This is a genomic window from Micromonospora sp. NPDC048907 (assembly GCF_055586885.1).
This window is the reverse complement of sequence record NZ_JBVJHI010000003.1, coordinates 191,001-208,606: the sequence shown is the minus strand read 5'-3', so window position 1 is coordinate 208,606 and position 17,606 is coordinate 191,001. Positions and strand designations below refer to the sequence as shown.

15 protein-coding genes are annotated in these 17,606 nt (G+C 75.4%); 10 read left to right on the top strand and 5 right to left on the bottom strand.

Features of this window, described 5'->3' with window-relative positions; all coding sequences use genetic code 11:
• The first annotated feature begins 34 nt into the window (after window positions 1-34).
• The 3 genes from mshB (at window position 35) to ACZ6PY_RS10450 (ending at window position 2,005) form a co-directional block, all read left to right on the top strand.
• The gene (gene mshB / locus ACZ6PY_RS10460; RefSeq protein ID WP_466071074.1) at window positions 35-961 is read left to right on the top strand and encodes an N-acetyl-1-D-myo-inositol-2-amino-2-deoxy-alpha-D-glucopyranoside deacetylase; all 927 of its coding nucleotides are present in this window, start codon (window positions 35-37) and stop codon (window positions 959-961) included.
• Between the two features lie 17 nt (window positions 962-978).
• On the top strand, window positions 979-1,452 hold the full coding sequence (locus ACZ6PY_RS10455; protein WP_466071072.1) for a hypothetical protein: 474 nt from the start codon (window positions 979-981) through the stop codon (window positions 1,450-1,452).
• Window positions 1,453-1,540: 88 nt separating this feature from the next.
• On the top strand, window positions 1,541-2,005 hold the full coding sequence (locus ACZ6PY_RS10450) for a hypothetical protein (RefSeq protein ID WP_466071070.1): 465 nt from the start codon (window positions 1,541-1,543) through the stop codon (window positions 2,003-2,005).
• On the opposite strand, the gene ACZ6PY_RS10445 is transcribed toward ACZ6PY_RS10450, so the two are convergent.
• On the bottom strand, window positions 2,006-2,956 hold the full coding sequence (locus ACZ6PY_RS10445) for a GNAT family N-acetyltransferase (protein ID WP_466071068.1): 951 nt from the start codon (window positions 2,954-2,956) through the stop codon (window positions 2,006-2,008).
• Window positions 2,957-3,035: 79 nt separating this feature from the next.
• Between ACZ6PY_RS10445 and fdxA the strand changes: the two genes are divergently transcribed.
• Both fdxA and dapC read left to right on the top strand, forming a co-directional pair.
• On the top strand, window positions 3,036-3,362 hold the full coding sequence (gene fdxA / locus ACZ6PY_RS10440) for a ferredoxin (RefSeq protein ID WP_007464872.1): 327 nt from the start codon (window positions 3,036-3,038) through the stop codon (window positions 3,360-3,362).
• The gene (gene dapC, locus ACZ6PY_RS10435) at window positions 3,359-4,468 is read left to right on the top strand and encodes a succinyldiaminopimelate transaminase (protein WP_466072048.1); all 1,110 of its coding nucleotides are present in this window, start codon (window positions 3,359-3,361) and stop codon (window positions 4,466-4,468) included. Before fdxA ends, dapC begins: the two co-directional genes overlap by 4 nt.
• Window positions 4,469-4,516: 48 nt before the next feature.
• Here dapC and ACZ6PY_RS10430 read toward each other — a convergent pair whose 3' ends face one another.
• Window positions 4,517-6,358 carry a M48 family metallopeptidase gene (locus tag ACZ6PY_RS10430; RefSeq protein ID WP_466071066.1) on the bottom strand — a complete coding sequence of 614 codons (1,842 nt, stop codon included), beginning with the start codon at window positions 6,356-6,358 and terminating at the stop codon, window positions 4,517-4,519.
• 145 nt (window positions 6,359-6,503) lie between these two features.
• Here ACZ6PY_RS10430 and ACZ6PY_RS10425 point away from each other — a divergent pair, with 145 nt between their 5' ends.
• From ACZ6PY_RS10425 to ACZ6PY_RS10410, 4 genes are all read left to right on the top strand, one after another.
• The gene (locus ACZ6PY_RS10425; RefSeq protein ID WP_466071065.1) at window positions 6,504-7,472 is read left to right on the top strand and encodes a DUF4034 domain-containing protein; all 969 of its coding nucleotides are present in this window, start codon (window positions 6,504-6,506) and stop codon (window positions 7,470-7,472) included.
• 77 nt (window positions 7,473-7,549) lie between these two features.
• Window positions 7,550-8,575 carry a prephenate dehydrogenase gene (locus ACZ6PY_RS10420; RefSeq protein WP_466071063.1) on the top strand — a complete coding sequence of 342 codons (1,026 nt, stop codon included), beginning with the start codon at window positions 7,550-7,552 and terminating at the stop codon, window positions 8,573-8,575.
• Between the two features lie 5 nt (window positions 8,576-8,580).
• A complete protein-coding gene (locus ACZ6PY_RS10415) occupies window positions 8,581-9,222 on the top strand; it encodes an SIMPL domain-containing protein (RefSeq protein WP_466071061.1) in 642 nt (213 codons plus the stop codon).
• Window positions 9,222-9,869, top strand: a complete 648-nt coding sequence (locus tag ACZ6PY_RS10410; RefSeq protein ID WP_466071059.1) for a nucleoside/nucleotide kinase family protein — start codon at window positions 9,222-9,224, stop codon at window positions 9,867-9,869. Before ACZ6PY_RS10415 ends, ACZ6PY_RS10410 begins: the two co-directional genes overlap by 1 nt.
• Here ACZ6PY_RS10410 and ACZ6PY_RS10405 read toward each other — a convergent pair.
• Together ACZ6PY_RS10405 and ACZ6PY_RS10400 are read right to left on the bottom strand one after the other, a co-directional pair.
• Window positions 9,846-12,434, bottom strand: a complete 2,589-nt coding sequence (locus tag ACZ6PY_RS10405; protein WP_466071057.1) for a hypothetical protein — start codon at window positions 12,432-12,434, stop codon at window positions 9,846-9,848. The genes ACZ6PY_RS10410 and ACZ6PY_RS10405 overlap by 24 nt on opposite strands.
• Before the next feature lie 83 nt (window positions 12,435-12,517).
• On the bottom strand, window positions 12,518-13,084 hold the full coding sequence (locus ACZ6PY_RS10400) for a sugar O-acetyltransferase (protein WP_466071055.1): 567 nt from the start codon (window positions 13,082-13,084) through the stop codon (window positions 12,518-12,520).
• Window positions 13,085-13,226: 142 nt separating this feature from the next.
• On the opposite strand from ACZ6PY_RS10400, the gene ACZ6PY_RS10395 reads away from it, so the two are divergent.
• Entirely contained in the window at window positions 13,227-16,568 is a 3,342-nt protein-coding gene (locus ACZ6PY_RS10395; protein WP_466071053.1) for a S8 family serine peptidase, read from the top strand.
• Window positions 16,569-16,644: 76 nt separating this feature from the next.
• Here ACZ6PY_RS10395 and dapD read toward each other — a convergent pair whose 3' ends face one another.
• Window positions 16,645-17,604, bottom strand: a complete 960-nt coding sequence (dapD, locus tag ACZ6PY_RS10390; RefSeq protein ID WP_466071052.1) for a 2,3,4,5-tetrahydropyridine-2,6-dicarboxylate N-succinyltransferase — start codon at window positions 17,602-17,604, stop codon at window positions 16,645-16,647.
• Window positions 17,605-17,606: the final 2 nt, after the last annotated feature.

Here is a 17,606-nt window from a genome sequence, read left to right as displayed (position 1 = left end):
CGTAAGCATCGGGCGGGGAGGACCGCCGGTTAGAGTGACGGGCGTGACGACGCTGCCCGACCGACGCCTGCTGCTGGTCCACGCGCACCCCGACGACGAGTCCATCGGCACCGGCGCGACGATGGCGCACTACGCCGCCGCCGGCGCCCACGTCACCCTGGTGACCTGCACGCTGGGCGAGGAGGGCGAGATCCACGTGCCGGCGCTGGCCCGGCTCGCCGCGGGCGAGGCCGACCAGCTCGGCGGCTACCGGATCGGCGAGCTGGCGGCCGCCTGCGCGGCGCTCGGCGTCACCGACCACCGCTTCCTGGGCGGCGCGGGCCGCTACCGCGACTCCGGGATGATGGGCCTGGCCACCAACGCGCACCCCCGCGCGTTCTGGCAGGCCGACCTCGACGAGGCCGCCGGGCACCTGCTGGAGATCATCCGGGAGGTCCGCCCGCAGGTGATGATTACGTACGACCCGAACGGCTTCTACGGCCACCCGGACCACATCCAGGCGCACCGGGTCGCCATGCGCGGCGTGGAGCTGGCCGCCGCCGAGGGGATCGCCCCGGCGAAGGTCTACTGGACGGCGATGCCGCGCGGTGTGCTGGAGGCCGGCCTGGACGCGTTCACCGAGTCGTCGGACAACCCCTTCGCCGGCATCGACAGCATCGACGAACTGCCCTTCGGCACCCCCGACGAGGGGATCGCCGCGCGCATCGACGCCACCGACCAGCACGCCGCCAAGGAGGCGGCCATGCGGGCCCACGCCACCCAGATCCCGGCCAACTCCTGGCTCTACTCGATCGCCGGCAACTTCGGCGCCGAGTTCATGGGGGTCGAGTTCTTCACGCTCGCGGTCGGCGCGAAGGGGCCGGGCAGCGGCCCGTACGGCTGGGAGGACGACCTGTTCGCCGGGTTGGCGCCGGACCGGCCGGACCGGTCCCCGGTCACGGCGGCGGCCGGCCTCCGGTGACGCTGCCCGCCGTACCCATGTCGGTCGCCCCCGAGCAGGAGCCCGCCGCGCCGCCCGAGCCGTCGGGCCGGGCGCTCGACCTCGTGCTGCGCGTCGCCGGCGGCGTGGTGGCGGTCTGGGCCGGCGTGCTCGTCGCGGTGCTCGACCTGCTCTACGCCACCTGGGCCTGGGAGGTGGTCAAGGGCCGTCCCGGGGGTGCCGGCAAGGCCCTGGTCGGGCTCGCCCTCGCGCTGGGCGGGATCGCCGCGGTGGTGGTGCTGACGGTGCTGGTGAGCGGGTTCGCCCACCGGGCGGTGGGCACCCGCTGGGCGGCGGCGCTGGCCGCCCTGCCCTGGTTCGTGGTGATCGTCGCGGGCGGCTTCCGCACGGTCGAGGGCGATCTCGCACTCAGCGGCGACAACGTGCTCGGCCTCGGGTTGATCGTCGCCGGCGCGATCACCTTCGCGGTGCTGGGCTTCCGGCAGCTCGTGGTGCCGCCGGCCGTCCGCTGAGGGTGCAGACGCCGCACAGGTTGCGGTGGTAAGTATTCCTGCCAGGAGCCCACCCGGTGGGGGCGGGCGGTACGGCGGGAGGCGTGCGATGTTCCAGCGGTGGCGTGCGGTCGGCGTACTGGCGGCCGCGCTGTTCGTGGTCAACGTGGCGGCCCGGGTGGTCATCAAGCTGGCCTACCCGGACGACGACACCGCCGCGGGCCGGGTTTCGCTGGTGATGTTCCTGGTCATCGGGCTGATCCTGGCCGCCACGGCGTTCCGCTGGGGTGCGGACCGGCCGGCCGGCCACTGGACCGGCGACCTGGCCGTCGCGGTGGTCGCGGCGCTGGCGCTCACCGTCTTCGTGGGCCCGCTGCTGGTCGGCGAGAACCCGTTCGAGGGCGGCGCCGGCCTCTTCTTCGCCCAGATCTGGCTCTACCTCGCGGCCACCGTGGCCGGCGTGCTGGCCGGCTACCTGGTCCTCACCGCGCTGGGCCGCGACCACCGCTCCCGGCAGCTCAAGCGCTACGCCGAGCTGAAGGCCGCGAAGCCCCGCAAGGTCGTCCGCCGCTGATCAGGCCGGGGCGACCCGGGTCAGGTAGGTGTGGTGGGTGGTGAAGCCGAGCCGCTGGTAGAGGGCCACCGCGGGGGCGTTGTGCTGCTCCACCTGGAGGAAGGCGCGCGTGGCGCCCTCCGCCCGGCCCCAGTCGGCCAGCGCCCGGATGACCGCGCCGGCGAACCCGCGCCGGCGTGCCTCCGGCAGCACCTCGATGAGCGTGAGGCCGAGCCAGCGGCCGCCGCCGGTGACCGTGCCCCGGCCCACCGCGAGCAGCCGCCCGTCGACGTGCAGGTGGGCGAAGCGGATCCGGTCCACGGCGGTGAGCACGTGCCGGGCGGCGTCCGGCAGCCCGCCCTTGCGGCCGGCGGCCACCGCCAGCCACTCCGCCGAGGGCGCGGCCGAGAGGCCGACCGGGGGCAGGTCGGGGCGACCCGCCGGCAACGCCGTGAGCGGCGCGGTCTGCACCAGCACCGGCGGCCGGGTGGTCCAGCCCCGCGCGTCCAGCTCGGCGCCCACCGGCGCGGCCAGCGGCAGCGGGGTGTTCACCATGGCGGGCTGGCCGCGCTCGGCGTACCAGCGCTCCACCGCGTCGAGCGCGGCGGGCAGCGGGCGGTCCGGATCGCCGACCGGCAGCGCGCTGTTCGCCCGTCCGGTCCAGCCGTCGGCGCCGCGCAGCAGCCAGTCGCCGAGCCGCCCGCGTACCGGGGCGGGCCACGCCTCGTCGGCGGCCAGCTCCAGGGCGACCACGGCGGCGGCCGTCGGCCGGCGGGCCGGCGGCACCCGCTTCGCGCGGTGCACCTCGTCCACCGGGACCCGCACCCGGCCCCGGTCGGTGGCCAGCGTGATGTGGGTCTCGCTCAGCTCGACCAGCTCGCCGAGCGCGTCGGTGAACAGCGGCCGGCCTTCGCGAATCCCCACAATCCGCCGGACCACGATCCGGTGTCCCACGTCCTGCTGTCGGAGCACGATCGACCCCCTCCCCGGCGAGATACTAGGCTCTTACCGTCGCGGATGATCGCGGCGAGTCTTGCGGAGGAGAAGACCGGTGACCTACATCATCGCCGAGCCGTGCGTGGATGTGCTCGACAAGGCATGCATCGAGGAGTGCCCGGTCGACTGCATCTACGAGGGCAATCGGATGCTCTACATCCACCCCGACGAGTGCGTCGACTGTGGTGCCTGTGAGCCGGTCTGCCCGGTCGAAGCGATCTTCTACGAGGACGACGTCCCGGAGCAGTGGAAGGACTACACCGGGGCGAACTACGAGTTCTTCGAGGATCTGGGCTCGCCGGGCGGCGCCTCCAAGATCGGCAAGGTGGAGAAGGACGCGACCTTCGTGGCCGCGCAGCCGCCGCGCGGAGAGGGCCACTGAACCGGCCCGCGCCGGTCTCGTCGCGGCTGCCCGAGTTCACCTGGGACTCCCTGGACGCCGCGGCCGCGACGGCCGCGGCGCACCCGGGTGGTCTCATCAACCTCTCGATGGGCACGCCGGTCGACCCGGTGCCGGCGCTGATCCGGCAGGCGCTGGCCGACGCGTCGGACGCGCCGGGCTACCCGCTGACCGCGGGCACGCCCGCGCTGCGGGCCGCCATCGCGGCCTGGGTGGCCCGCGCCTGCGGCGCGGGCGTCGACGGGCTCGGGGTGCTGCCCACCATCGGCTCCAAGGAACTGGTCGCCTGGCTGCCCACGCTGCTCGGCATCGGTCCCGGTGACGTGGTCGTGGTGCCGTCCGTCGCCTACCCGACCTACGAGGACGGGGCCCGGCTGGCCGGCGCCACCACGGTGCGCACCGACTCGCTGACCGCCCTCGGGCCCGACCCGCGGGTCCGGCTGGTGTGGGTGAACTCGCCCGGCAACCCGACCGGGCGGGTGCTGCCCGCCGGCCACCTGCGCAAGGTGGTCGACTGGGCGCGGGAGCGCGGCGCGGTGGTCGCCAGCGACGAGTGCTACCTGCCGCTGGGCTGGGACGCCGAGCCCGTCTCGGTCCTCTCGCCCGAGGTCTGCGGCGGGTCGTACGAGGATGTGCTGGCGGTGCACTCGCTGTCCAAGCGCTCCAACCTGGCCGGCTACCGGGCCGGTTTCGTGGCCGGCGACCCGGCGCTCGTGGCCGAGCTGCTCAAGGTCCGCAAGCACGCCGGCATGATCGTGCCCGCCCCGGTGCAGGCCGCCATGGTGGCCGCGCTCGGCGACCAGGCGCACGCCGACGCGCAGCGGGAGCGCTACCGGGCCCGGCGGGAGAAGCTCCACGCCGCGTTCACCGGCGCCGGTTTCACCGTCGAGCACTCCGAGGCGGGGCTCTACCTCTGGATGACCCGGGACGAGGACTGCTGGGACACCGTCGACTGGCTGGCCCGCCGGGGCATCCTGGTGGCGGCCGGCGTCTTCTACGGCCCGGCCGGCGCCCGGCACGTCCGGGTGGCGCTGACCGAGTCCGACGAGCACGTCGACGCGGTCGCCGGCCGGCTCGCCGAGGCCTGACCGCGCGCCGCGGCGGCCGGCCCCGAGGGGTCGGCCGCCGCGACCGGGTCAGTCGTTGATCTGCTCGAACACCCGCAGCAGCGTGTCCCGGCTGTGCTTCTCCAGGAACTCGCTGGCCATCAGCTCCTGCACCGACACGGTCCGGCCGTCGTGAAGGGTGATGACCGCCTTCAGCGGCACCCGCTTGGTCACCTCGACCGAGCGGATCTCCTCGTACGGCAGGAAGGGGTTCCGGCTCGCCACCTCGGCGACCGGCGTCGCGCTCAGCACCTCCTTGAGCCGCTTCTCACCCTCGTGCGCCTTCCCCGGTTCGGGGACCAGGACCAGGCCGTTGTCCAGCACGTACACGTCGTGCTCCCGGCCGTCGATCTTGATATTCGCGAGCGCGGCGATCAGGTCGGCGTTCCGCGCGGAGGCCCGGGCCTGGACCACCGTCGACTGCCGCACGTCGACGCCCAGCTCGGCCAGCCGGGCGAGCGCCACGTCCAGCGTCTCCGGGGCGACCGCCAGCTTGGCGATCTCGGCCAGGTCCCACGGCTCGCCGGAGCGACCGACCAGCCGGGCGGGTTCGGACCAGGAGAGCTGCCAGTACGCCCGGCCTGAGCGGACCGCAGCGTTGTCGAGCAGCGTCTCCATCGGGCCGGCGAAGGCGGCCGCCGCCTCCCGGCGGGTGGCGTTGGTGAAGAACTGTTCGGCGAACTCACCGAGCCGGCCGGCGCGGACCAGCTCCAGGACGGTGGGCAGGCCCGGCTGCGGCGTGCCGGTGAACCGGCCGACCGCGCGGTAGATCCGGTCCGCCCGCTGCTGCACCCCGGCCGCGATCGACTCGGCGATGAACTCCGGCCAGGGCAGCAGGCGGCGGGAGCCGTGCGCGACGATCAGGCTCTGGAGGGCCCGGCCGGCGCCCACCACGTCGGCGAGCATGGTCCAGGCCGGCCGATCGTCCGGCGTGACGTGCACCGGAGGGATCTGGTCCATCGCGGCGACGCGTGCGCCGATCGGCGGGTGGGTGTCCCAGCGGGACGCCGGCCCCTCCGGGGCGTTCTCCCGCAGCTCGTCGATCTCGTTCCGGCGCGCCTGCAGGAGGTGGCCGAAGCCGCCGAAGAAGTCGTCCGGCGCCAGCCCGACCGACCAGCCCGGGTCGACGTACCGGGTCTCGTAGAAGCGCCAGGCCGCGTCGAGGGCGGGCAGGGTCCGCAGCGCCGAGGCAGCGGCCTGGTGCCCGGCGATCTGCACCGAGGCGCGGTCCGCCTCCAGTTCCTGGCGGCGCGAGGCCGCGTTGTCGACCAGCAGGTAGAGCTTCGCGTAGCCCCGGAAGATCCAACCGACCGGGTTGCGCGGGCTGATCCGCTCGACGGTCTCCCCGATGGCGAGCCGTCCCCGGTAGGCGACGCCGCCCAGCCGGGTGTGCCGGCCGGAGTAGTGGCCCAGCTCGTGCGCCAGCACCGAGCGGAGCTGGTCGACCCGCATGGCCTGGAGCAGCGGCAGTCCCACGTAGAGGGTCCGCCGCCCGCCGACCAGGCCGAGCAGGCGGCTCTGCTCGCCGACCGCCGCGTTCACCTCGGGCACCAGGCGGATCTCGTCGGGCGCGCGGGTGCCGACCGCGACGGCCAGCTCCCGCACCGTGGCCCAGAGCCACGGGGCCGCCCGCTCGTCCAGGATCAGGCCGGGCGCCGGCTCGTTCCTGGTGCGGATCGCCTTCCACAGCCCGACCCCGACGGCGCCGAGGGCGACGACCAGCGGCAGCAGCAGCTTGCCGGTGATCACACCGCTGGTGTGGCTGAACAGCCAGACGCCGAGCGCGGCCACGGCGGCGAGCTGGAGCAGCGCGACGACGTAGAAACCGATCAACATGACCACCGAGGCGAGCGCCCGGTACGTGGCGGACATGTGCTTCCTTTCCCCGTTGAGACCGGCCCGTCCGGTCGGGCCGCCGGGGGACCGTACGACGCGAGGGCGGCTCGGACAACCCCCTTCCGTGCCCACCCGGCCGCCCCTACGATCTCCGTCGACGCGCACGGGGGAGGACGAGAGCATGTGGCCGTTCCGGCGGAGGACGAAGCAGCAGAGTGGACCCGGGCTGCCGGTCGACCCGACGATGGGTGACCCGGCGGCCGGGGTGCTGTCCGAGGCGCTGGCCCGGCGGGACTGGCGGACCGCCCGGGACGTGCTGGTCACCGTCACCGACCCCGACCACCAGGCGTTCTGCCTGTCCGCCGCCGGCCGGGTGCCGGGCGTGCAGGAGTGGATCGGCGAGTGGGCCGACGCCGAGCCGCGCGCCACCCTTCCGCTGCTGGTCCGGGGAACGCACGCCGTGCACTGGGCCTGGGAGGCCCGGGGCGGCGCCTCCTCCTCGCTGACCAGCCAGGAGCAGTTCCGCGAGTTCCGCAAGCGGCTGACCTTCGCCGAGAACCTGCTGGACGAGGTGGCCGCGCGGGACCCCGACGACACCACGGCCAGGGCCTTCCTGGTCACCTCGGCGCGGGGCCGCCAGGTGGACCGGGAGGAGGCGGAGCGGCGCTTCGCCGACGTGGTCGCCCGGCACCCGTGGCACCGGCTGGCACACGTCCAGATGCTCCAGTACCGGTGCGCCAAGTGGTTCGGCAGCGACGAGGAGATGTTCGACTTCGCCCGGTCCGCGGCGGCCAAGGCGCCGGCCGCCAGCGGCCTGGCCCACCTGGTCGCGGCGGCCCACCTGGAGATGTGGCTGAAGCTGCCCTCCGGGGAGGACGACGCCCACCTCCGCGACCCCGGGGTGCTCGCCGAGCTGCGCGCCGCGGCCGACCAGTCGGTGCGCCACCCGGAGCACGGGCGCTACCCGGGCTGGCCGCAGCCGCACAACAACTTCGCGATGTGCTTCGCCGTGGGCGGCGACCACGCCGCCGCCGCGGAGCGCTTCCAGGCGCTCGGCGACCTGGTGACCGAGCTGCCGTGGACGTACCTCGGCGACCCCGGCCGGGCGTACGCCCGGTGGCGGCGGACGGTGACGGACGGCCAGGCCTGAGCCGCGGACGGTATCCTCGGCGGGACTTCCAGCGGGGCCGGGGCCGGCTCCGGACGACGGGACGCCGAGGTGGGCCGATGGTGGGCGGGGCCGGCGGGCAGGCGCGCGCGGCGGTGGTCGGCACCGGCCTGATCGGGGGGTCGGTGCTGCTCCGGCTGCGGAACGCCGGGCTCGACGTGGCCGGCTGGGACCCGGACCCGGCGACCCGGCGGCGGGTCCGCGAGCAGGGCATCGCCGCGCCCGACACGGTCGAGGAGGCGGTCGCCGGCCGGGACGTCGTGTTCCTGTGCGGCCCGCTGCCCACCCTGCCCTCGACGGTGGCGTCGGTGGCCGCGGCCACCGACGACCGGTGCGTGCTCACCGACGTGGGCAGCACCAAGGCCGAGGTGGCCACGGCCGCCGCCGGGCAGGGCCTCGGGCACCGGTTCGTGCCCGGCCACCCGATGGCCGGCGCCGACCGGGCCGGCCTCGACGCGGCCAGCCCGGCACTGCTCGACGGGGCCGCCTGGGTGCTCTGCCCGGGCCCGACCGGGATGCCCGCGTTCCGGTCGCTCGCCGCGCTGCTCATCGACGTCTTCCACGCCCGGGTGGTGCCGATGTCCGCCCCGGAGCACGACAGCGCCGCCGCGCTCGCCTCCCACCTGCCCCACCTGCTCGCCGGCGCGCTGGCCGGCACGGTGCAGCGCTCGGCGCTGCGCGACGCGGTGCTCGCGCTCGCCGCCGGCAGCTTCTCCGACGGCACCCGGGTGGCCGGCGGGCCGCCCGAGCGGACGGCGAACATGCTGCTCGGCAACCGCGAGCGTGTGCTGGCCGAGCTGGACGCGGTCCGGGCCTACCTCGACGAGCTGGCCGAGGCGCTGCGGGCCGGCGACCCCGGAAAGCTGGCCGGCCGGCTCGCCGAGGGCCGCACCGCCCGCGCCGCCCTGCACGGCCGCGCCTTCACCGCCCACCGGCGCGAGTTCCCCGCCGCCGCCGACCACGCCGGGGAGCTGGCCTACCTGCGCGAGCTGGGCGCGGCCGGCGGCCACCTGACCGGCTGCCGGGTGGCGGCGGGCGGGGTCACCTACACGGGCCACCTTCCGGCCACCCCACCACTAGGCTGAGCCGCATGGCGGACGCACCGGTCGTGGCGGTACGCGGCGAGGCGTACCGGGAGGTGGCCCCCGAGCTGGCCCGGTTCACCGTGACCGCGACCGCGCGGGACCGCGACCGGGAGACCACGCTGGCCCGGTTGGCCGAGCGGACCGCCGCCGTGCGGGTGCTGCTCGACGCGGCCGAGCCGGCCGTGGAGCGGCGGGAGACCGGCCAGCTCCGGGTCTGGCCGGAGACGAAGCGCTCGGGCGAGCGGGTGGTGGCCTACCACGGCAGCGTGACCACGATGGTCACCGTCGTCGACTTCACCGCGCTCGGCGAGCTGATGTTGCGCCTGGCCGACCAGGAGCAGGTCGAGGTGGCCGGTCCGTGGTGGTCGCTGCGGCCGGACAGCCCGGCGTACCGGGAGGCCCGGCATGCCGCGATCGCGGACGCCCTCGCCCGGGCCCGGGAATACGCCGAGGCGCTCGGCGTCCGGGTGACCGCCCTGCTGGAGCTGGCCGACACCGGCCTGGCCACCGCCCCGCCGATGATGGCGAAGGCGGGCTTCGGCCGGGCCGGGGAGGCGGCCCCGGAGCTGGAGCTGGATCCGCAGCCCCAGCCGGTGCAGGCGGCGGTCGAGGCCCGGTTCACCATCAGCGAACCGGTGCTCGGCTGATGGCCGCCGCGCAGGTGCTGCCGCTCGGCGAGCTGGTGGCCCGGGCCCGGGCCCTCGCCGGGGACGGCCCGCGGCAGCTGCTCGGCATCGCCGGCGCGCCGGGAGCGGGCAAGTCGACGCTGGCCGAGCGGATCGTCGCCGAGGTGGGTCCGGCCGCCCGGCTGGTGCCCATGGACGGCTTCCACCTGGCCCAGTCGGAGCTGACCCGGCTGGGCCGGGACGCGCGCAAGGGCGCGCCGGACACGTTCGACGCCAACGGCTTCGTCTCCACGCTGCGCCGCCTGCGCCGGCTGGAGCCGACCTCGGTGTGGGCACCGGCGTTCCGGCGCGACCTGGAGGAGCCGGTCGCCGGAGCGATCGAGGTGCCGCCCGAGGTGCGGCTCGTGGTGACCGAGGGCAACTACCTGCTGGTGCGCGACGAGCCGTGGGAGGAGGTGCGCACGCTGCTGCACCAGGTCTGGTTCCTCGACCTCGACGCCGAGCTGCGGCTGCGCCGGCTCACCGCCCGGCACGAGGCGTACGGGAAGACGCCGGAGCAGGCCCGCGCCTGGGCGCTCGGCAGCGACGAGGCCAACGCCCGGCTCGTCGCCGGCACGGCCGAGCACGCCGACCTGGTGGTCCGGCTAGCCGACCCCCTGCCGGGGTGACGGCACGGCCCGGCGCAGCAGCCGCGCCACCACGGCTCGCTCCCGGGTGAACTCGGCCGACTCGGGATAGCCGCTGTGGTTGCGGATGGGCGGGTCGGCCACCTCACCCCCGACGGGGTGCAGCGCCTCGGGGTCGACCACCGGCACGTCCCGTTCCCCGGCGGTGACCGGCCAGCCCAGCGGATCGGTGTCGCGCCAGAAGTTGGTCCACGAGACGTGGCCGCCGGGCCAGGTGAGCGCCCGGGCCAGGGTGCGCAGCCGGTCGGGGCCGAAGTACGCGGGGAAGACCCGGCCGTAGAGGCGGGTGAGCTGGCATCCGTAGGAGAAGAACCAGGTCCGCCGTCGCCACCGGCGGGGTAGCTGCAGCAGCATGGCGGCGCAGATGACGGTGCCCTGGCTGTGCCCGGAGAGGATCACCCCGTCCATCCGGTCGGGGTGCAGCGGGGGGAGCGCGAGCAGCCCGGCGACCCGGGTCTGGAGTTCCGGCACGGCGCGCTCGGCGTAGCTGGGCGGGGCGAGCGGGTGCGCGGCCCGGGGCCAGAACGTGCCGACGTCCCAGATGACGCCGACCGAGCGGCGCACCGTGTCGGTGCGGTAGACCAGCAGCCCGAGCGCGCTCATCACCACGGGCAGCCAGCCGAGCATGGTGTCACCCAGGTTGGCCGCCCAGTGGATGACGGCCTGCCACCCGGAGGGGGAGAGAGGGCTGGGCCGGCTGCGGGAGAGCGCGGCCGCGCAGCAGAGCGTCACCAGCACCACGGAGACGGCCGCGTAGCAGCCGACCAGCCGGATCGCGTGCTCGCCGACCAGCCGGTGCAGCGCCCGGAACGTGCTGACGTCGCGGCAGCGGCGCAGGTCGTGCGCGGAAAGGCCGGCGTCGTCGGCGGTGAGGGCGGCGTACTCGGCCCGGCGCAGCGACTGGAGCAGCACGGCGGCCCGGACCAGCATCGCGAGCAGGGCGAGCAGGGCGACCACGCAGGCCAGCCCGGCCCAGAGGACCGCCAGTGGGGGCACCACCCGGCTGTGGCCGCTCGGGTCCGCCCGGCTGTCGAGCCGGTCGCTGACCCAGTAGAGGAGACCGGCGCAGTAGGCGACCGCCATCATCCACCCGAAGCCGGCGAGGAGCGCCGGGCCGCGCCCGCCCCAGGCGAGGTCGGTGTGCGCGCCCAGCGGCTGCTCCGGCACGGCCGGCCGGGTCCGCGGCAGGAGCAGCCCGGTCACGGCGATCGCGATGGCCGGCCCGGCGAGGGTCCAGCTGCTCACGGCCTCCGGCGCGTCCGGGAGGCCGGGCAGGCCGCGCTCGGTCCAGGCCACCCCGAGCGGCAGCAGCAGGCTGCCGGCCACCGGCCCGAACAGGGCGCGCCGTCCGGAGCGGTTCACCGCCCCGATGGTGACCAGCAGCAGCGCCTGGTACGTGGCGAGCCAGGCGACCGCGGTGTCGTAGCCGGGCAGCGACCGGTCGGTGCGGCAGCCCGCGATGCCCGGATCGGCAGCGCACCCGATGGGCGGCCGGTACGTGGACAGCGGCCGGCCGGCGGGACCGTCGGGCAACAGGAGCAGGGTGAACGTCCCGGCCAGCCCCAGCCCGGTGAGCAGCGCCACGGTCACGCTCCACCGGCCGAGCGGCGTGGCGCCCTGCCGCCGGGTCAGCCAGGGCCGACCCAACGCCACCACGGCGATCGCCACCACGGCCGCGAGTACGCCGACGGTCGGCCAGGCGATCGCGGCCCGCAGCCCGCGCGGCGGGTCCATGACGATCACCGCGGCCACCGGGACCGCCGCCGCGATCACCGCTCCGGTGCACAGGTGCAGCACGGCGGCCCGGCGCAGCTGCCCCTCGCCGTTCCAGAAGGTCGGGTCCTGGAGCGGGTTCTCCAGCGGCTCCGGCCGGTCCGGCGGGTCGGTGGGCGGGCCGTCCTGCCGCGCCGCGGGGCGGACGTGCGGTTCGGCGGGCATCTCCGCCTCGTACTGGTAGGTGCGCCAGGCGACCACGCCGAGACCGGCCAGCACGAGCAGTGGCATCAGCAGTCCCGCGGCGAGTGCCCGGGTGTCCTGGCGCCACCAGGCGTTGCCGAGGAACTCCATCGGGCCGGGAAGGTGGCCGAGGCAGTCCGGGCCGACGCACTGCCAGCCGATCAGGTCCACCCCGATGCCGGTCGCCGTGATCACGAGGGTGCCGGTCAGGCTCAGGCAGAACAGCCGGATGAGCCAGGCGGTGATCCCGGAGCGACTGGCCCAGCGTTCCTGGTCCGGGTCCGGCGGGATGCCGGTGCGGGCGTAGAGGGCCACGTTGGCCAGGGTGAAGGGCAGCAGCAGCGTCCACAGGGCCCGCTCGACGTCGCGCCGGGTCCGCGCGCCGGAGGTCAACTGCCCCCAGCTGTACGCCTCGACGGTGATCGGGTCGTCCCGGCCGGCCGTGCTGGCGCGGTAGAAGCCGGTGACCGCGCCGCCGGCGACCAGGTCGGGCTGCGCGCCGTCGCCGCCGGGGGCGGGGCGCAGCCCGAGCAGCTGGTCGGGCGGGGTGTTCGACACCCCGTGCACGCGCAGTTCGAGCACCCGTTCCATGACGCCCCCTGGGTGAACCGGTCACTACCCAGAGTGCACCCCCGGGCCGGAGTCCGCACCCGCCGAAGCGTCGTTTCAGCAGGTCAGATGGTCTCGTCGAGGCTCCGAACCGGACGAGCGGGGTTACCCACGGCCACCACGTTGGGGGGTAGGTCCCGGGTCACCACCGCGCCCGCGCCGACCACGGTGTTGTCCCCGATGGTCACGCCGGCCAGCACGATGACCCCGCCGCCGAGCCAGACGTTGTCGCCGATGGTGATCGGCTGGGCCGCCTCCCACTTGGCCCGCCGGGCCGCCGGCTCGACCGGGTGGGTGGCGGTGAGGAGCTGCACGTTCGGTCCGATCTGGACATCGGCGCCGATGGTGATCCGGGCGACGTCGAGGAAGACCGCGTTGAAGTTGACGAAGCTGCGCGGCCCGATGTGGGTCTGGTGGCCGTAGTCGCAGTAGAGCGGCGGGCGCACCCAGGTGCCCTCGCCGACCGAGCCGAGCAGCTCGCGGAGGGCGGCGAGGCGCCCTTCCGGGTCGTCGGCGGAGCTGCGGTTGAAGCGTTCGCCGAGCCGGGCGGCCCGGTCCAGATCGGCGGTGATCTCCGGATCGTCGGCGATGTACGGCTCGCCGGCGAGCATGCGGTCCTTCATGGCGGTCACCGGGCGATCATGCCCCGCCGGGCGGCGGCTGCGGGACCGGTTCCGTCGGATAGACGACTTCCGATTGCATACGCGGTATGCAATTCTGACCCTCTGCGTCGATGTGTGCTCATCGATGAAGACGCTTCACGAAGGAGGAACGTTGCCCCGGAATCGAAGAAGAATCGCCGGCCTCGGCCTCACCCTCGGGCTGGCGCTGGGCCTGCCCCTGCCGGCCTCCGCCGCCCCGGCGGCCACCACGGACCACGCCCCGGCCCGCGCCGCGGCGGCGCGCGCCGGCCAACCGGTCACCGTCACCCTCATCACCGGCGACCGGGTCACCGTCACCGCCGCCGGACAGGCGGCGGTCCGCCCCGGCGCCGGCCGCGCCGGTGTCGGCTTCCTGGTCAGCCGGGAACGCGGCCACCTCACCGTGCTGCCGCAGGACGCGCTGCCCCTGGTCCGGGCCGGCCGGGTCGACCGGCGGCTGTTCGACGTCACCGGGCTCGTCGCGGCCGGCTACGACGACGCCCGGCGGGACACGCTTCCGCTGCTCGTGTCGTACGGGCCGGGTCCGGCCCGACGGGCGGCGGCCCCGGTGGCCGGCACGCGGGTGACCCGCGACCTGCCGGCGATCGGCGGCGCGGCGCTGGTCGCGACGAAGGCCGACACCGGCGCGGTCTGGGGCGCGGTCACGGCGGACCGGGCCGGCGCCCGGGTCGACGCGGCGGGGGATGTCGACCGGATCTGGCTGGACGGCCGGCGGCGCGTCACCCTGGACCACAGCGTGCCGCAGATCGGCGCCCCGGCGGCCTGGGCCGCCGGTTTCACCGGCAAGGGGGTCAGCGTCGCGGTGCTCGACACCGGCGTCGACCTCAGCCACCCGGACCTGGCCGGCCGGATCGCCGACTCCCGGAACTTCAGCGAGTCGGCCGAGTCGGACGACATGGTCGGGCACGGCACGCACGTGGCCTCGATCATCGCGGGCAGCGGGGCCGCCTCCGGCGGGAAGTACCGCGGTGTCGCCCCCGACGCCACCCTGCTCTCCGGCAAGGTCTGCGAGAACGAGGGCTGCACCGAGTCGGCGATCCTCGCCGGCATGCAGTGGGCCGCGGCCGAGAAGCACGCCAGCGTGGTCAACATGAGCCTCAGCGGCGCGGACTTCCCCGAGGTCGACCCGCTGGAGCAGGCCGTCGAGACGCTGACCGCGCAGACCGGCACGCTGTTCGTGGTGGCCGCCGGCAACGACGGCGCCGACGGGTCGGTCGGTTCGCCGGCCACCGCCGACGCCGCGCTCGCGGTCGGCGCGGTCGACCGGGACGACGCGCTTGCCGACTTCTCCAGCCGGGGGCCGCGGGTCGACGGCGGGCTCAAGCCCGACATCACCGCGCCCGGCGTCGAGATCGTGGCCGCCCGGGCCGCCAACGGCACCATCGGTGACCCGGTGGGGGACCGCTACGTCTCCCTCTCCGGCACGTCGATGGCCACGCCCCACGTGGCCGGTGCGGTGGCACTGCTCGCCCAGCAGCACCCCGGGTGGACCGCCGGGCGGTACAAGGCCACGCTGATGGCCTCGGCGAAGCCGCACCCCGACCAGACGGCGTTCCAGCAGGGCGCGGGACGGGTCGACGTGGCCCACGCGATCACCGAGCAGGTCACCAGCGACCCGCCCAGCATCTCGTTCGGAACGACGGCCTGGCCGCACGGTGACGACCAGCCGGTCGCCCGCACGGTCACCTACCGCAACGGCGGGGCCGGCCCGCTCACCCTCGACCTCACGGCCGACGTCACCGGCCCGGACGGGCGCGCCGCCCCGGCCGGCATGTTCACCCTCAGCGCTTCCCGGCTCACCGTGCCGGCCGGCGGGACGGCCCAGGTCACCGTCACCGCGAACACCCGGCTCGGCGGCCTGGACGGCTACTGGACCGGCAGGCTGGTCGCCCGCGCGGGCGACGCGGTCGCGGTCACGCCGCTGGCGGTGGACCGCGAGGTGGAGAGCTACGACCTGACCGTCGTGCACCGCGACCGGGCCGGCGCGCTCACCGGTGACTACTTCACCACCCTCGTCGGGCTGGACGGCGCCCTGTACCGGGACGTGTACGACGCCGACGGCGAGGCGCGGATCCGCCTCCCCAAGGGCCGGTACGGCCTGAACAGCCTGATCTACGTGCCGGGGGAGGACGGCTGGGCCGAGGTGTCCATGCTGGCCCAGCCCGAACTGGTGGTCGGCGGCGACCAGCGGCTCACCGTCGACGCCCGACGGGCGAAGCCGGTCCGGTCCACCGTGCCGCGGCGCGGCGCGGCCCCGCTGCTGATCGACCTCTCGGCCAACTGGTCCACCGAGGACGCCACCTACGGATTCGGGCTCTGGACGTCCAGCTTCGACGGCCTCCACAGCGGCCAGCTCGGGCGCGGCGTTTCCGACTCCCTCTTCGTCGGGGCCCTGGCCAGCCAGTGGCTCGAACCGACGGCGCCGGAGAGCAGCCCGTACTTCTACGCCCTCAACGAGCTGTTCCCGGGGCGGATGCCGACCGGGTTCGTCCGGCACTACCGGCCCGCCGACCTGGCCACCGTCACGCACCGGTTCGCGGCCGGCTACGCGGGGCTGGAGAACGAGCGGTCGGTCTTCCCGGAGTCCGACTACAACATCGGCGGCTCGGCGATCGTCGTGCCCGTTCCGGTGCCGGGTAAGCGGGTCGAGCACTATTCCACGACCCGCACCGGCTGGAGTTCCCAGCTCGGCTTCGGCACGCGGGGCGAGGACGGCTGGCTGGAGGTGCGGGCGGTGCTGGAGTCGGTGCCGACCCGCTACCGGGCCGGCCGGACCTACCGGGAGGACTGGAACAGCGCGCCGTACGGGCCGTCGTTCCCGCAGCCGCGCTGGCCGGAGCAGGGCATCACCCGCAACGGCGACACCCTCGTGGTCTCGCTGCCGGTGCACAGCGACGCCGCCGGCCACCCCGGCGGCTCGCTCAACGACACCGAACGGACCGCGCTCTACCGCAACGGGAAGCTGCTCGCCGAGCAGCCCGCCCCGGGGTACGGCGAGTTCCAGGTGCCACCGGGCGCCGCGAGCTACCGGCTGGAAACCTCGGCCACGCGGGGCTTCACCGACCTGAGCACCGAGGTCTCGGCCGCCTGGACGTTCCGCTCGAAGCGGGTCCCGGGTGACGACTGGGTGCGGCTGCCGGCCATGGCCGTCCGCTTCGCCCCGCCGCTGGCCGTGGACAACAGCGCCCCGGCCGGCCGGACCTTCACCATCCCGGTGACGGTGCAGCGGCAGCCCGGCGCACCGGCCGCCCCCGTCACGGCGCTCACCGTCGACGTCTCGTACGACGGCGGGAAGACCTGGCGCAGGGCGACCCTGCACCGGCAGGGCGCGGGCTGGGCGGCCACGGTCCGGCACCCGGCCGGCCCCGGCTACGCCTCGCTGCGGGCCACCGCCCGGGACCGCGCCGGCAACACGGTCAGCCAGCGGATCATCCAGGCGTACCGCCTGCGGTGAGCCGGTCGTCCGGGCCCGCGGGCCCGGACGGCGGACGGGCCGGGGCTCTCCGCCCCGGCCCGTCCCGCGTCGTCGCTCAGTCGTTGGCGTGCAGCGCCGCGTTCAGCTCGATGCCCCGGCCGGTGCGCGGCTTCGCCTCCAGCGCGCCGGTCACCGAGTTGCGCCAGAACAGCAGGCCGTCCACGCCGGAGAGCTCGCGGGCCTTGACCACCCGCCCGTCCGGCAGGGTGATCTTCGAGGCGGCGGTGATGTAGCAGCCGGCCTCCACCACGCAGTCGTCGCCCAGGGTGATGCCCACGCCCGCGTTGGCGCCGACCAGGCTGCGCTCGCCGATGCGCACCTTCTCGGTGCCACCGCCGGAGAGGGTCCCCATGATCGACGCGCCGCCGCCGATGTCCGAGCCGTCGCCGACCACCACGCCCTGCACGATCCGCCCCTCGACCATCGAGGTGCCCAGCGTGCCGGCGTTGAAGTTGACGAAGCCCTCGTGCATCACGGTGGTGCCGGCGGCCAGGTGCGCCCCGAGCCGGACCCGGTCCGCGTCGGCGATGCGCACGCCGGCCGGGACCACGTAGTCGGTCATCCGGGGGAACTTGTCCACGCCGTGCACGGACAGGTGGCGGCCGGCGGCCCGCTCGATCACCCGCAGCTCGTCGACCCGCTCCGGCGGGCACGGCCCGGCCGAGGTCCAGGCCACGTTGGCCAGCTTGCCGAAGATGCCGTCGAGGTTCAGCTCGTTGGGCCGCACCAGGCGGTGGGAGAGCAGGTGCAACCGGAGGTACGCGTCCGGGGCGTCCTTGATCGGGTCGTCCAGCGAGCCGATCACGGTGACCACCTGGACCGTGCGCAGGCCGGGCAGCGCCCGCTCGCCGACCGCGCCGGGCGGCAGGTCCAGCACGTCGGCCTCGTCCTCGCCGGCGACCAGCGGCAGCTCGCCGAGCCCCAGCTTCCCGGTCGGATACCAGGTGTCCAGCACCTGGTCGTCAGCGGTGATCGTGGCCAGGCCGATGCCCCAGGCAGACTGTGCGGTCGTCACGG

Bases quoted from the DNA above. Each gene is read 5' to 3' on its own strand.
- ACZ6PY_RS10455 (WP_466071072.1), top strand. From the start codon at position 979: ATGTCGGTCGCCCCCGAGCAGGAGCCCGCCGCGCCGCCCGAGCCGTCG.
- ACZ6PY_RS10450 (WP_466071070.1), top strand. From the start codon at position 1,541: ATGTTCCAGCGGTGGCGTGCGGTCGGCGTACTGGCGGCCGCGCTGTTC.
- ACZ6PY_RS10430 (WP_466071066.1), bottom strand. From the start codon at position 6,358: ATGTCCGCCACGTACCGGGCGCTCGCCTCGGTGGTCATGTTGATCGGT.
- ACZ6PY_RS10425 (WP_466071065.1), top strand. From the start codon at position 6,504: ATGTGGCCGTTCCGGCGGAGGACGAAGCAGCAGAGTGGACCCGGGCTG.
- ACZ6PY_RS10420 (WP_466071063.1), top strand. From the start codon at position 7,550: ATGGTGGGCGGGGCCGGCGGGCAGGCGCGCGCGGCGGTGGTCGGCACC.
- ACZ6PY_RS10415 (WP_466071061.1), top strand. From the start codon at position 8,581: ATGGCGGACGCACCGGTCGTGGCGGTACGCGGCGAGGCGTACCGGGAG.
- ACZ6PY_RS10410 (WP_466071059.1), top strand. From the start codon at position 9,222: ATGGCCGCCGCGCAGGTGCTGCCGCTCGGCGAGCTGGTGGCCCGGGCC.
- ACZ6PY_RS10405 (WP_466071057.1), bottom strand. From the start codon at position 12,434: ATGGAACGGGTGCTCGAACTGCGCGTGCACGGGGTGTCGAACACCCCG.